The sequence below is a fragment of the Nocardia niwae NBRC 108934 = DSM 45340 genome (assembly GCF_001613465.1).
GTDB classification, from domain to species: Bacteria; Actinomycetota; Actinomycetes; order Mycobacteriales; family Mycobacteriaceae; genus Nocardia; species Nocardia niwae.
The window spans coordinates 101,994-115,525 of the sequence record NZ_BDCK01000029.1 but is presented as its reverse complement, the minus strand read 5'-3'; the positions used below and the strand labels follow the sequence as shown (position 1 = coordinate 115,525).

Annotated in this window: 10 protein-coding genes; 4 read left to right on the top strand and 6 right to left on the bottom strand. The window is 69.5% G+C overall.

The features are described from left to right. Window positions 1-353: 353 nt before the first annotated feature. Entirely contained in the window at window positions 354-1,355 is a 1,002-nt protein-coding gene (locus NNI01S_RS20940) for a coiled-coil domain-containing protein (RefSeq protein ID WP_063021812.1), read from the bottom strand. Between the two features lie 86 nt (window positions 1,356-1,441). Next, complete coding sequence (gene mce, locus NNI01S_RS20935) at window positions 1,442-1,915, bottom strand: methylmalonyl-CoA epimerase (protein ID WP_174554448.1); 474 nt, start codon at window positions 1,913-1,915, stop codon at window positions 1,442-1,444. 127 nt (window positions 1,916-2,042) lie between these two features. Between mce and NNI01S_RS20930 the strand changes: the two genes are divergently transcribed. From NNI01S_RS20930 to NNI01S_RS20915, 3 genes are all read left to right on the top strand, one after another. Further along, window positions 2,043-3,221 (top strand): acetyl-CoA C-acetyltransferase, encoded by a 1,179-nt coding sequence (locus NNI01S_RS20930; protein WP_063021811.1) that lies wholly within the window; start codon window positions 2,043-2,045, stop codon window positions 3,219-3,221. A gap of 596 nt (window positions 3,222-3,817) precedes the next feature. Next, a complete protein-coding gene (locus NNI01S_RS20920) occupies window positions 3,818-4,186 on the top strand; it encodes a DUF3817 domain-containing protein (RefSeq protein WP_435825057.1) in 369 nt (122 codons plus the stop codon). Between the two features lie 61 nt (window positions 4,187-4,247). Then, the gene (locus tag NNI01S_RS20915; RefSeq protein WP_063021808.1) at window positions 4,248-5,096 is read left to right on the top strand and encodes a tetratricopeptide repeat protein; all 849 of its coding nucleotides are present in this window, start codon (window positions 4,248-4,250) and stop codon (window positions 5,094-5,096) included. Between the two features lie 29 nt (window positions 5,097-5,125). Here NNI01S_RS20915 and glgB read toward each other — a convergent pair whose 3' ends face one another. The 4 genes from glgB to NNI01S_RS34655 all read right to left on the bottom strand — a co-directional run bounded on the left by glgB (window position 5,126) and on the right by NNI01S_RS34655 (window position 10,440). Further along, entirely contained in the window at window positions 5,126-7,279 is a 2,154-nt protein-coding gene (gene glgB, locus NNI01S_RS20910) for a 1,4-alpha-glucan branching protein GlgB (protein ID WP_063021807.1), read from the bottom strand. Next, window positions 7,276-9,279: an alpha-1,4-glucan--maltose-1-phosphate maltosyltransferase gene (locus NNI01S_RS20905; protein ID WP_063021806.1), complete on the bottom strand. Its 2,004-nt coding sequence runs from the start codon at window positions 9,277-9,279 to the stop codon at window positions 7,276-7,278. Before NNI01S_RS20905 ends, glgB begins: the two co-directional genes overlap by 4 nt. Window positions 9,280-9,378: 99 nt before the next feature. Then, on the bottom strand, window positions 9,379-10,020 hold the full coding sequence (locus NNI01S_RS20900) for a LysE family translocator (protein ID WP_063021805.1): 642 nt from the start codon (window positions 10,018-10,020) through the stop codon (window positions 9,379-9,381). A 129-nt stretch (window positions 10,021-10,149) separates the two neighbouring features. Further along, a complete protein-coding gene (locus NNI01S_RS34655) occupies window positions 10,150-10,440 on the bottom strand; it encodes a hypothetical protein (protein ID WP_157114888.1) in 291 nt (96 codons plus the stop codon). A 446-nt stretch (window positions 10,441-10,886) separates the two neighbouring features. Here NNI01S_RS34655 and glgP point away from each other — a divergent pair, with 446 nt between their 5' ends. Then, window positions 10,887-13,460, top strand: a complete 2,574-nt coding sequence (gene glgP, locus NNI01S_RS20890) for an alpha-glucan family phosphorylase (protein WP_063021803.1) — start codon at window positions 10,887-10,889, stop codon at window positions 13,458-13,460. Window positions 13,461-13,532: the final 72 nt, after the last annotated feature.

The following is a 13,532-nucleotide window of genomic DNA, read 5'->3' as shown; positions in this document are numbered from 1 at the left end:
ACCCCCTGCCCAGTCGGGGCAACGTGGGCTGTGTCAGTAGTCGCGGCGCGCGATAGGCGTATTCAGCGCGTGGGGTGGTTTCGGAGGCCACTGTGCTGTGAGCACGAGGAACCCCGAATGCGGGACCGCGTCGTCGCGGGTGGTCGCGTCCTGTGCCATGACGGCGTGCTGTCGAGCGGGATGCTGCCCGAGATGACCTGCGCAGAACCGTTCGGTGAGTGCCGAGCGCGTTCTCGAATGCCGTTGAGGCCGTGGGAATTCGGACGCGGCTGGAATTAGGGAAGGCCGCCCCTGCAGGGCGGCCTTCGGTGAATTCTGTTGAGATTTCGCTACTGTCGCCGTCGGGCCCGACGTCAGTTGCTGATGTCGGCGCTCTCGCGCTCGTCCGCGTCGATGTCGTCGTCCTCGGTGGCGACCTCGGGGATCGCCTTCTGCCGGGAACCGGTGACCGACTTGGTGTTGCCGCCGATCGACTTCCGCTGATCCGGGACGCCATCCAGCAATTCGCTCTCCCGGTTGACCGCGGCGAGCATCGCGGGCACCGAGTCGAGCTGACCGCGGATACCGAGCAGCTGGGCGAGCACGCGGCCGCGCAGCACACGCATCTCCTCGGCCAGTTCCTTCGCGTGCGCGATCTTGCGCTCGGAGGTCTGCGTGGCGGAGGTGATGAGGCGGTTGGCCTCGTCGGTCGCGTCCTTGATCCGCTGGGCGGCCTCGGCGCGGCTGGTGGCTTCCAGCTCCTCCATCGCGCGGGTGAGCTTGGTGCGACGCTCGGCCATGGTGGCCTCGAAGTCCTGCTGGGTAGCCTTGCGCTTCGCGTCGGCTTCCTTCGCGATGCGGTCGGCCTCGGCCTGGGCGGCCTCGATGATCTTGGCGGACTCGGTGCGTGCGTTCGCGAGGGTCTGCTCGAACTCGATTTCGAGCGCCTCGCGCTTCTCCTTGGTCTCCGCGAGCAGCGACTCGTACTTGCCACGCATCTCGGTGGCCTGCTGCTCGGCGATCGACACCATCTCCGCAGCCTCGGCCTGGGCCAGGGCACGGACCTCGGACGCCTCGTCGGAGGCGAGCCGGAGCATACGGGAAATGCGGTCGGACATACCTTCCGCGGTGGTCGGCGGCACCGAGAGTCGGTCGACCTCCTTACGGAGCTCGTCGATCTCGTCGCGCGCGTCTTCCAGCTGGCTCGCGAGGTTACGTGCTTGTGCCGCAGCCGCATCGCGGTCGGTGGCGGTGACTCTCAGTTCCGCGTCGAAGCGGTCGAAGTAATTACGCACCTCGTCTTGCGCATAACCCTTGCGCACAACGGTGAAGGGCAGTGCAACGAAGCGATTGCGATCGGACTCGGGTGACGACATGGCACACAAACTACAGCCTGGGGGCAGCCGATGGTGACTCGACTGCGAATGTCATTCCAACGAGTTTTCCCGGCCTGACGGCGATACTAGTGCGTAACATTCGCGTTCGGTTCGACCAACTCGATCAGCACACCTCCAGCATCCTTCGGGTGGATGAAATTGATGCGAGAATCGGCCGTTCCGTGCCGTGGCGCCTCGTACAGCAAACGCAGGCCCTTGGCGCGCAGGTACGCGGAGACGGCCTCGATGTCGGTCACCCGGTAGGCCAGTTGCTGCAAGCCAGGACCGCTACGGTCGATGAACTTCGCGATGGTCGATTCCGCGTTGAGCGGCGCCAGCAACTGCAGGGCAGTGGCGCGGTCGGGAGCGCCGGGCAGCGACAGCATCGCCTCGTGCACGCCCTGCGCCTCGTTGACCTCGCGGTGGGTCTCGACCATGCCGAGGTTCTCGGCGTACCAGGCGACCGCGGCGTCCAGGTCGGGCACCGCGATGCCGACGTGGTCGACGGCGGTCACGTAATCCGCCGGGATGAAAGATGACTGTTCGATAACGTTGCTCACCCTTCGAACGTAGCGCGACCTGGCACGGGGCGCGCGGGGCGCACCCGCTACCGTTGAGTAGAACACCTGCTCTCGCGGTGCCCGGTGCGGGCGCGGGCAGGTCCGATCTACGAATGCGAGGCTCGTCGTGACCACTTCCGTGATCGTCTCCGGTGCGCGTACCCCGGTCGGCAGGCTGCTCGGAGGTCTGAAGGACTTCAGCGGTTCCGATCTGGGCGGGTTCGCGATCAAGGCGGCGCTGGAGAAGGGCGGCGTCGCGCCCGACCAGGTCGACTACGTGATCATGGGTCAGGTGCTCACCGCGGGAGCGGGGCAGATCCCGGCCCGGCAGGCGGCGGTCGCCGCGGGCATCCCGATGGATGTGCCCGCGCTGACGCTGAACAAGGTCTGCCTGTCGGGCATCAACGCGATCGCGCTGGCCGATCAGCTGATCCGGGCGGGCGAGTACGAGATCGTCGTCGCGGGCGGTCAGGAGTCGATGAGCCGGGCGCCGCACCTGCTGGAGAAGAGCCGCGAAGGCTTCAAGTACGGCGATGTGGCGCTGCGTGATCACATGGCCTACGACGGTCTGCACGACATCTTCACCGATCAGGCCATGGGCGCGCTGACCGAGGCGCGCAACGAGACCGACCGGATCAGCCGGGAGGATCAGGACGCGTTCGCGGCGGCTTCGCACCAGCGCGCGGCGGCGGCGTGGAAGAACGGAGTCTTCGACGACGAGGTGGTCCCGGTCGCGGTGCCGCAGCGCAAGGGCGATCCGGTACTGGTGACCACGGACGAGGGCATTCGCGCCGACACCACGGTGGAGTCGCTGGCCAAGCTGCGCCCGGCGTTCCGCAAGGACGGCACCATCACCGCGGGCACCGCGTCGCAGATCTCCGACGGCGCCGCGGCGGTCGTGGTGATGAGCAAGGAGAAGGCGCAGGCGCTCGGGCTGAGCTGGATCGCCGAGATCGGGGCCGCGGGCGTGGTCGCGGGCCCGGACTCGACCCTGCAGGACCAGCCCGCGAACGCGATCGCCAAAGCCTGCGCGCGCGAGGGCATCTCGCCGGCCGACCTGGACCTGGTGGAGATCAACGAGGCGTTCGCCGCCGTCGGCGTGGCGTCCACCCGGAAGCTGGGTATCGACCCGGAGAAGGTGAACGTCAACGGTGGCGCCATCGCCATCGGCCACCCGCTGGGCATGTCCGGCGCCCGCATCCTGCTGCACCTGGTGCTGGAGCTGAAGCGCCGTGGCGGCGGCGTCGGCGCGGCCGCGCTGTGCGGCGGCGGCGGACAGGGCGACGCACTGATCGTCCGCGTCTGACGTTCGTCGGGGTGACACGCCCCGTTCCGGACAACCGACCGATGGCCGCCCTGATGTGGGGGGCCATCGGCCGTTCCGCACGCCGCTGGGCGTGAGGCGGGGCGAAAGAGCGGGCCCTGCCCGATTCGGAGGCGGTTTCCGGCTGGAGCGAGACCGCGCGCTGTCGCTGCACGACTCGGCCGGAACGACCGGCGACCGGCCCGCGGCGAGGTATCGGCGGCTGCCGCACCGCTCGAGGCGTTTGGTCCGCCCTGGAAGACGGTCGCTGGTCGTTGGACGTCAGCCCAGTCAGAGTTTCCGAGCGAAGTGGCAGATGTCGATCCGCAGCCGGAATTCGTTCTCGCGGCCACCGCTCAGGCGAGGAAGGTGCAAGCGGCCGGACAGCAGATTTCGCCTGTGGGCCAGGGCTTGGCGACGGCGAGCGAACGCCACCGGTTCGGTTCCTCCCGCGTCCGCATGCCGACGTGCCCAGCGCACCTCAGCCCCCGATTTCGAGCGAAGCGAGACCGAGCATGCGAACACGCGGCGCCGCAGGCGCCGCAAATTAGACACATCTCACTACGACAGTGTGTAGTGCATCCGGCAGAATGGGGCGCATGGGCAATGTCTTCGACCTGAGCACGGTGGCCAAGCGGTTTCGTTTCGTCGCGGTGCTCGAGGCGATCTCCTGGGTGCTGCTGATCGTCGGCATGGTGTTCAAGCGGATTCCCGAACCGGTGCTGTGGCCGGTCAAGGTGTTCGGCATGACGCACGGCATCGTGTTCGTGCTGTTCGTGATCACCGCGATCGTGGCGGCGCGTGAGCTGGGCTGGAATGCCAAGACCGCCGTGCTCGCGCTGCTGTCGAGCATCCCGCCGTTCTGCACGGTGCTGTTCGAAGTGTGGGCGGTGCGTTCGGGGCAGTTGGGTGAGCTGAGCAACGCCGGTTCGGCCGAGTCCGGGGCACCCGTATCCGCCACCTCGTGACAAACTGGAAGTCGTGAATCGACCAGCCGCACGCCGTCCTTCGCCCGCTGTCGCCGCCGCCATGTCCGGTGCGGTGGATCTGTCCAGCCTGAAGCAGCCCGCGGGAGGCGCGGGTGCTGCGGCCGGTGGCGACCATGCGGTGTCCGAAGCCGATTTCGAGACCAAGGTCCTGCGCCGGTCCATGCAGGTGCCCGTGGTGGTGGTGCTGTACTCGCAGCGCAGCCCGGGCAGCGTCGAACTGGTTCGGACGCTGGAGCGTCTGGTGGCCGCCGACGGCGGCGCCTGGGACCTGGCCACGGTCGAGGCCGAGGCCAATATGCGGATCGCGCAGGCGCTGCGGGTGCAGGGCATCCCGACGGTGATCGCGATCGCGGCCGGACAGCCGCTGGCCGATTTCGAAGGCGCCCAGCCCGAGCCGCAGGTGCGGCAGTGGTTGAACGCGGTGGTCGACGCCGTGGCCGGCAAGCTCGAAGGTGGCGGGCAGCCGCAGGAGCCGGCCGAGGATCCGCGTTTCGCGGCGGCCGAGGCGGCGCTCGAGCAGGGTGACCTGGCCGGCGCCGAGGCGGCCTACCAAGCGATCCTCGACGCCGAGCCCGCGAACGAGGAGGCCAAGGGCGCGTTGCGCCAGCTCCGCTTCCTCGCTCGGGCCCAGGACCTGCCGGAGTCGGCCGTCGCGGATGCCGACGCCGACCCGTCGAATGTCGACGCCGCGATCCGCGCCGCCGATCTGGAGCTGTTCCAGCAGCGTCCGGAGGCGGCCTTCGATCGGCTGATCGGCGTGGTCAAGCGCACGTCCGGCGACGACCGCACCAAGGCGCGGACCCGTCTGCTGGAGCTGTTCGAGCTGTTCGACCAGGCGGAGCCGTTCGTCGTGGCGGCGCGCCGCAAACTGGCCGCAGCACTGTACTGAGTCCGGGGCCGCGGGCGGCGTGCGGCTCGCTAAGTGTGGCGCAGCCAGACCGCCGCGTGCGGCGCCAGGGCCACGGCGGCCGACGCGGGACGGTCGTGCCACGGCTCGTCGGTCGCCAGCACCTCGCCGAGATTGCCGAGGCCGGAGCCGCCGTAGTCCACGGCGTCGGTGTTGAGGACTTCGAGCCAGCGTCCCCCGTGTGGCAGGCCGACCCGGTAGGCGTCATGGGTCGAGCCGGAGAAGTTGTAGACGCAGGCCACCACGGAGCCGTCGGAGCCGTAGCGCAGGAACGCCAGCACATTGTTCGCGCGGTCGTCGGCCTCGATCCAGGCGTAGCCGCCCGGGGTGGTGTCCTGGCTCCACAGGGCGGGGTGGGCGCGGTAGACCGCGTTCATGTCCCGCACCAGCGTCGTGATGCCCCGGTGCAGGGGGTTGTCCCGCTCCTGCCAGTCCAGGCCGCGATCGTGCGACCACTCCCGGAACTGGCCGAAATCCTGGCCCATGAACAGCAGTTGTTTGCCCGGGTGGGCCCACATGTAGGCCAGCAGTGCCCGCACGCCCGCGGCTTTGGCGAAGTCGTCGCCCGGCATCCTGGTCCACAGCGTGCCTTTGCCGTGCACGACCTCGTCATGACTGATCGGCAGCACGTAGTTCTCGCTCCAGGCGTACACCAGCGAGAAGGTGATCTCGTTGTGGTGCCAGGAGCGGTGCACCGGATCGCGGCCGAGGAACCCGAGGGTGTCGTGCATCCAGCCCATGTTCCATTTCATGGTGAAGCCGAGACCGCCGACATCGGTGCCGCGGGTGACGCCGGGCCAAGTGGTGGATTCCTCGGCGACCGTCACGACGCCGGGGTGCTGCCGGTGCAGGGTCTCGTTGAGTTCCTGCAGGAAGTCGACGGCCTCCAGATTCTCCCGTCCGCCGTGCACGTTGGGCTCCCACTGGCCTTCGCCGCGGGAGTAGTCGAGGTACAGCATGGAGGCGACCGCGTCGACGCGCAGGCCGTCGATGTGGAATTCCTCGATCCAGTAGCGGGCGTTGGCGATCAGGAAGTTGCGCACCTCGTGCCTGCCGAAATCGAACACGTAGGTGCCCCAGTCGAGCTGCTCGCCCCGGCGCGGGTCGGCGTGCTCGTAGAGCGGGGTGCCGTCGAACCGGGCCAGCGCCCACTCGTCGCGCGGGAAGTGGGCGGGCACCCAGTCCAGCAGTACGCCGATGCCCGCCGCGTGCATGCGGTCGACGAATGCGCGGAAGTCGTCGGGGGAGCCGAAGCGCGCCGTCGGCGCGTAGTAGGAGGTGACCTGGTAACCCCACGAGCCGCCGAACGGGTGTTCGGCGATCGGGAGCAACTCGATGTGGGTGTATCCGGTTGCCTCCACGTACTCGGCGAGCTGGTCGGCCAGCTCCCGGTAGCCGAGTCCGGGCCGCCACGACCCGAGATGCACCTCGTAGACGCTCATCGGCGCGCGGGTGGGATCGGTGGCGGCGCGCTGCTCGAGCCAGGCGTGGTCGTGCCACGCGTAATGGCTCTCGGCGACCACCGAGGCGGTCGCCGGAGGCTGTTCGGTGGCGAAGGCCAGCGGGTCGGCGTGGTCGACGGTCCGTCCGTCGGCGCCGTGCACGCGGTATTTGTACTTGGTCCCCGGCCCGACACCCGGGACGAAGACTTCCCAGATCCCGGAGGATCCCAAGGTGCGCATCGGCGCGGTGGTGCCGCTCCAGCCGTCGAAATCACCGATCACGGTGACGCCGCGTGCGTTCGGCGCCCACACCGCGAACGACGTGCCCGTCACCTCGCCGTCGAGGGTGGTGTAGCGGCGCGGGTGGGCGCCGAGCACCTCCCACAGGCGTTCGTGGCGGCCTTCGCCGATCAGGTGCAGATCGAGTTCGCCGAGTGTGGGCAGGAAGCGGTAGCCGTCGGCGCTGACGATCGTCTGGCCGCCGGGATAGGTCGTGACGACGCGGTAGTCCATGACCTCCGGGTACGGCAGCACCGCCGCGAACACGCCGTGGCCCAGGGACTTCAGCGCATGGTCGACGCCGCCGACGCGCGCCGACACGGTTTCGGCGTGCGGGCGCATCACCCGCACGGCTGTGCCGTCGGGATGAGGATGCGCCCCGAGCACGGTGTGCGGGTCGGTGTGGGTGCCCGCCGCGAGCAGCATGAGGTCGCGACGTTTCATCGCAGCGTCCTGCGGTAGGCCAGCTCGGTGCGCGCCTGCTGCGACACGGGAGGCAGCGCGATGATGTGCGCGACGGCGCGGGCGGGGTCCAAGCGCACGTAATTGGTCTGGGCCCAATGGTATTCCTCGCCGCTGACCTCGTCGTACACCACCGGATGGTCGTGCCACTCGCGGCCGATCGCGGGCAGGTCGAGCGAGAGCATCCCCCACTCGGCGCCGTAGGGGTTGAGGTTCACGATGACCAGTACCGCGTCGCCGCTGCCCGGGTCGATCTTGGAGTAGGCGAGCAGCGCGTCGTTGTCCACGTGGTGGAAATGCAGGCAGCGCAGCTGTTGCAGGGCGGGGTGCGCCCGGCGGATCTCGTTGAGCCGGGTCAGCCACGGCTCCAGCGATTCGCCGCGCGCGAGCGACTCGGCGAACGGGCGCGGGCGCAGCTCGTACTTCTCCGAGTCGAGGTATTCCTCGCTGTCGGGGCGCACCGCCTGATGCTCGAACAGCTCGAAGCCGGAGTAGACGCCCCAGGTCGGCGCGAGGGTGGCGGCCAGCAGGGCGCGGATGGCGAACATCCCCGGCCCGCCGTGCTGCAGACTTTCGTGCAGGATGTCCGGGGTGTTCACGAACAGGTTCGGGCGGGCTTCGTCGGCCTTCGCGGCCAGTTCGTTGCCGAACTCGGTCAGCTCCCATTTGGCCACGCGCCAGGTGAAATACGTATAGGACTGGCTGAATCCGCGCCGGGCGAGCCCGTAGAGCCGGGCGGGCCGGGTGAACGCCTCGGACAGGAAGATGACCTCCGGGTCGGTGCGCCACACGTTCGCGATCAGCCATTCCCAGAAGTCGGCGGGCTTGGTGTGCGGGTTGTCGACGCGGAAGATGGTGACGCCCATTCCGATCCAGTGCCGGACCACCCGCAGGACTTCGGCGTACAGGCCGTCGGGATCGTTGTCGAAGTTGACCGGATAGATGTCCTGATACTTCTTCGGCGGGTTCTCCGCGAAGGCGATGGTGCCGTCGGGCAGGGTGGTGAACCACTCGGGATGCGCCTGCACCCACGGGTGATCGGGCGCGCACTGCAAGGCGAGGTCGAGTGCCACCTCCAGGCCGAGTTCCCGTGCCGCCCGGACGAATTCGCCGAAATCGGCTTCGGTGCCCAGGTCCGGATGCACGGCGTCGTGACCGCCGTGCCTCGAGCCGATGGCCCACGGCGAACCGACGTCGCCCGGCTCGGCGGTGAGCGCGTTGTTGCGGCCCTTGCGGTTGATCTCGCCGATCGGGTGGATCGGCGGCAGATAGACCACGTCGAAGCCCATGGCCGCGATGCGCGGGAGTTCCTTGGCCGCCGTGGCGAAGGTGCCGTGGACGGGCTTGCCCGCGGCGTCGCGTCCGCCGGTCGAGCGCGGGAAGAACTCGTACCAGGAGCCGTAGAGCGCACGGTGCCGCTCGACCTGGACGGTGTGCTGCGGACCGCGCGTGACCAGGTCGCGCAGCGGTGTGGCGCGCAGGATCTCGGCCACTTCCTCGGTGAAGGCCGGGGCAACCCGCGCGGGCAGTTGTTCGTCGCTGCGCAGCGCCGCCGCGACCGCGCGCAGACGCTGGAACTGCTTCTTCGGGACCGCTTGCGCCGCCCGCTCGAACAGGCGGGCACCCAGCTCCAGGTCGTTGGCCAGATCGGCGGCGCTCTGCCCGACGGCCAGCTTCGCTTCGACAGCCGAGCGCCAGGTCGCGACGGGGTCGCTCCAGCCTTCGATCCGGTAGGTCCACGCGCCCGGAGTGTTCGGGGTGAAGGTCGCGTTGAAGACGTCGGGTTCGTAGTCCGGCGTCATGCGGATGCGGGTGACCCGCGAGGCGCCGGGAGCGCGCAGGACGAGCGTGGCGGCGACGGCGTCGTGCCCCTCACGCCACACGACGGTGCGCACCGGGAATACCTCGCCGACCACCGCCTTGGCGGGCCGGCCGCCTGGGATGGACGGGGCAGTGTCATCGATAGCGATGCGGCCGGTCACGGGACCAACCTACCGGTAACCGGCCTTTCGGACCCGATCTGCGGGTTTTTCGGGCCCGCTTCCGGCCTCCCGTAGTAGCGGCTGAGCTGGGCAGTTCGGTCAGCGCGCGTCCGCGGCGAGGCCGAGGCCGAGTGCGACAAGGACGGCGCCGAGGGCGCGCTCCACCCGCTGCCGGACGCCGGTGCGGCGCAGCCAGGCGCCCGCGCGGTCGGCGGCCAGGACGACGCCGACGCACCACGCGGTGTCGATCACCAACTGGATGAGTGCCAGGATCACGACGGTCGCCGCTACCGGACCGTCGGACGGCAGGAATTGGGGAAGGATCGTCAGCCCGAAGACCGCCGCCTTGGGATTGGCCGCGATGGAGATCAGTGAGGCGCGGAATGCGGCGGCGGGCGTGCGGCCCGCCGGGAGCATCTTCGTCATCGCCGTGCCGAACTCGCCGTCGTCGCGAGCCCCGCGCCACGCCTGCACACCGAGCCAGATGAGCACCAGCGCGCCGACGACGTGCACGGCCGTGTGCATGGCCCGGTTCGCGACCAGCAGGACGGACAGCCCCGCCCCGCCTGCCAAAGTCCAGCCGAGCACGCCGATCTCGTTCCCGGCTACGGCCGCCAGCCCCGCGGCACGGCCGTCCCGCACGGCGCGCTGCAAGAACAGCGCGGTCGCCGGACCCGGCAGCGCGGCGAGGAACAGGCAGGCCAACAGGAATTGCGGTAGGACGTGGACCCAGTGCGGCATCAGCCGATGCTGTCATCTCGTGCCTGCTCAGGCCACCGATTTCCGAGCAGGTGGGCCGGGGTGCCCGGACGGCAACGCCGTATCAGACGGTGCGCTCGTGGCCGCCCGGGCGTCGACCCGAACTGCCGCTTACGGCATGACCACGCACGCGAAGCCGAGGTTCATCCCGTTGCCCACCGTCATCACCGGTGAGGTCCAGGCGGGACCGGTGCCTTGCGTCGCGGAGATGGTGTGCTGCCCGGTCGCGTCCGGGATCCAGACGGTGGTGGCCTGGTTGCCGACGACCGTCGCGGGATTCGGCGAGAAGCTGCCTCCCGCGCTATCGGCGAACTGAACGGGATCGGACGAAGGATTGTTGTCCACCGTCGCCGTCACCCGGTACTGGCAATTGGTGCCGTAGTTCCCGAAACCGAAACTCATGCCTTGAGCCGGGCTCGCGGTCGCCGTGGTTACCGCCGCGCCGGCGGTGGGGGCGACGAGAACGAATGCCGCCGCGAAAGCTCCGAACCCCGTGATCGCTGCTCCAGCGCGCGACCAGCGCCGATCGCGGGCGCGATTTGGGTGTGCTGTCATCCACATCTCGATCACTCCCGTACTGATTCGGTTGGTGCGGCCGGTTGGTCCGCACAGCTTGTGGGTTTGCCCGGCGTCCCGGAGTTCACAAGCGAGCGCGGGTCTCGATCGGGTCGCGGGAACGCCGGCGCGGGGTGCCTCACGTAGCCGATCCGTGACGGTAGAGAGCGTTACGCACGGTCGGGTGAGCTGCTTCCGCGGACGCGCCCGGTGCGAAAACATGCTGGTCGGAGAGTTGTTCGGGGCATGGTCGCGCAGGGCGCGAGGGCCGGGCGCCGTGTAGGTTCTACCCAATGAAGGCATTGCGTCGTTTCACCGTCCGTGCCCATCTGCCCGAGCGCCTGGCGGCCCTGGGTGAGCTCGCCACGAATCTGCGCTGGTCGTGGCATCCGCCGACGCAGGACCTGTTCGCCGCGCTCGATCCGCGGCGGTGGCAGGAGATGGGGCACGACCCGGTCCGGATCCTGGGCGAGGTGCCCGCGGCGCGGCTGGACGAGCTGGCCGCCGACGCCGGCTACGTCGCGCGGGTCGATGCCGCGGCGGCGGATCTGCGCGAGTACCTGGCGGCGCCGGGCTGGTTCCAGCGCCGGGCGGGGGAGGAGGGCGTGCGGGGGATCGCCTATTTCTCGATGGAGTTCGGGGTCACCGAAGTGCTGCCGAACTACTCGGGCGGTCTGGGCATCCTGGCCGGTGACCATCTGAAGGCAGCCTCCGATCTGGGCCTGCCGCTGATCGGCGTGGGATTGCTGTACCGCTCGGGGTATTTCCGGCAGTCCCTGACGACGGACGGCTGGCAAGCCGAGCACTATCCGGCGCTGGATCCGCAGGGTCTGCCGTTGCGGGCGCTCACCTCCGGCGGTTCGCCGGTGCTGATCCACGTGGCGATGCCCGACCGCAGGGTGCTGCGTGCGCGGGTGTGGATCGCGCAGGTCGGCCGGGTTCCGCTGTTGCTGCTCGACTCGGACATCGCCGAGAACGACCCGGAACTGCGCGCGGTCACCGATCGGCTCTACGGCGGTGACCAGGAACATCGCATCCGTCAGGAGATTCTGGCCGGCATCGGCGGTGTGCGGGCGGTGCGCGCGTTCACCGCGTCCGCGGGGCTGCCCGATCCCGACGTGTTCCACATGAACGAAGGTCACGCGGGTTTCCTCGGCGTCGAGCGCATTCGCGAGTTCGTCGCCGGCGGACAGGATTTCGATTCCGCACTGGCCGCCGTGCGGGCGGGCACGGTGTTCACCACGCATACCCCGGTCCCGGCGGGCATCGACCGGTTCCCCATGCCGATGGTGCGGCGCTACTTCGGCGGTGCGCACGGCGAATCCGAATCCGCTCTGCTGCCCGGTCTTTCCGTGGACCGGATCGTGGCGCTCGGCCGCGAAGCCGATCCGTCGGTCTTCAATATGGCGCACATGGGGCTGCGGCTCGCGCAGCGCGCCAACGGCGTCTCGCGGTTGCACGGCGCGGTGAGCCGGTCGATGTTCGCTTCGCTGTGGCCGGGTTTCGACCCGGCGGAGGTGCCGATCGGCTCGGTCACCAACGGCGTGCACGCCACGACCTGGGCGGCGCGGGAGTGGGTGGACAAGGCGCGTGAGCACATCGGCGCGGAACTGGTGGAGGAGGGGCGTGGCTGGGAACGGCTGCGCGACGTCGATCTCACCGAACTGTGGTCGACCCGCAATACGCTGCGCGGCATCCTCGTCGACGAGGTGCGCCGCAGACTGCGCGCGTCCTGGCTGGAGCGCGGCGCCGCGGAGGCCGAACTCGGCTGGGTGAACGGTGTCTTCGATCCGAACGTGCTGACCGTCGGATTCGCGCGCCGGGTGCCGACCTACAAGCGCCTCACCCTCATGCTGCGCGACCCGCAGCGGCTGCGTGCCCTGCTGCTGGACCCGCGGCGGCCGATGCAGCTGGTCGTCGCGGGCAAGAGCCACCCGGCCGACGACGGCGGCAAGGCGCTCATCCAGCAGGTGGTGCGCTTCGCCGACGACCCCGAGGTGCGGCATCGGATCGTCTTCCTGCCCGACTACGACATGTCGATGGCCAGGTACCTGTACTGGGGCTGCGACGTCTGGCTGAACAACCCGCTGCGGCCGCTGGAGGCATGCGGCACCTCCGGCATGAAGTCCGCGCTGAACGGCGGACTCAACCTGTCCATCCGGGACGGCTGGTGGGACGAGATGTACGACGGCGAGAACGGGTGGTCCATTCCGACCGCCGAAGGCGTGCGGGACGAACACCGCCGCGACGACCTGGAGGCCGCCGCGCTCTACGACCTGTTCGAGCGCGCCGTGGCGCCGCGCTTCTACGAGCGCGACGCGTCCGGGATGCCGGTGCGCTGGGTCGAGATGGTTCGCCACACGCTGCAAACCCTCGGACCGAAGGTGCTGGCTTCCCGGATGGTCCGGGACTACGCGGTGGAGTACTACGCTCCCGCCGCGGCGGCCTATCAGCGGGCGATGGCCGGCGATTTCGCCGTCGCGCGGGCCATCGCCGAATACCGCCACCGGGTCGAGTCGGCATGGCCCTCGGTCAAGGTGATCCAGGTGGACAGCGCGGGGCTGCCGGATACGCCGGTGATCGGTGCGCGGCTGTCGCTGACCGCGCGGGTCGAGCTGGGCGGATTGAGCGTGCCGGACGTGGTGGTGCAGGCGGTGCTCGGCCGGGTGTCGGCGACCGACGATCTGTCCGACACCACGACGGTCCCGATGACGCACAGCGGGTCCGATGCCGGCGCCGAGATGTTCACCGTCGACACCGCGCTGCCGCTGTCCGGCGCGGTCGGCTACACCGTGCGTGTGCTGCCGCACAACGATCTGCTGGCCTCCGACGCCGAGTTCGGGTTGGTCTCCGCGCCGAGCGCGTAGCCCGGGTGGCGCCGGTCACGGTGGCGCCACCGCGGGTTGTCCCTGGCAGTGAACCGTCGGTTACCGTGCCCT

What these genes read in the sequence shown, in the direction of transcription:
- NNI01S_RS20915 (WP_063021808.1), top strand. Translation starts at nt 4,248, where the DNA reads ATGTCCGGTGCGGTGGATCTGTCCAGCCTGAAGCAGCCCGCGGGAGGC.
- NNI01S_RS20920 (WP_435825057.1), top strand. Translation starts at nt 3,818, where the DNA reads ATGGGCAATGTCTTCGACCTGAGCACGGTGGCCAAGCGGTTTCGTTTC.
- NNI01S_RS20940 (WP_063021812.1), bottom strand. Translation starts at nt 1,355, where the DNA reads ATGTCGTCACCCGAGTCCGATCGCAATCGCTTCGTTGCACTGCCCTTC.
- NNI01S_RS34655 (WP_157114888.1), bottom strand. Translation starts at nt 10,440, where the DNA reads ATGAGTTTCGGTTTCGGGAACTACGGCACCAATTGCCAGTACCGGGTG.
- glgP (WP_063021803.1), top strand. Translation starts at nt 10,887, where the DNA reads ATGAAGGCATTGCGTCGTTTCACCGTCCGTGCCCATCTGCCCGAGCGC.
- glgB (WP_063021807.1), bottom strand. Translation starts at nt 7,279, where the DNA reads ATGAAACGTCGCGACCTCATGCTGCTCGCGGCGGGCACCCACACCGAC.
- NNI01S_RS20900 (WP_063021805.1), bottom strand. Translation starts at nt 10,020, where the DNA reads ATGCCGCACTGGGTCCACGTCCTACCGCAATTCCTGTTGGCCTGCCTG.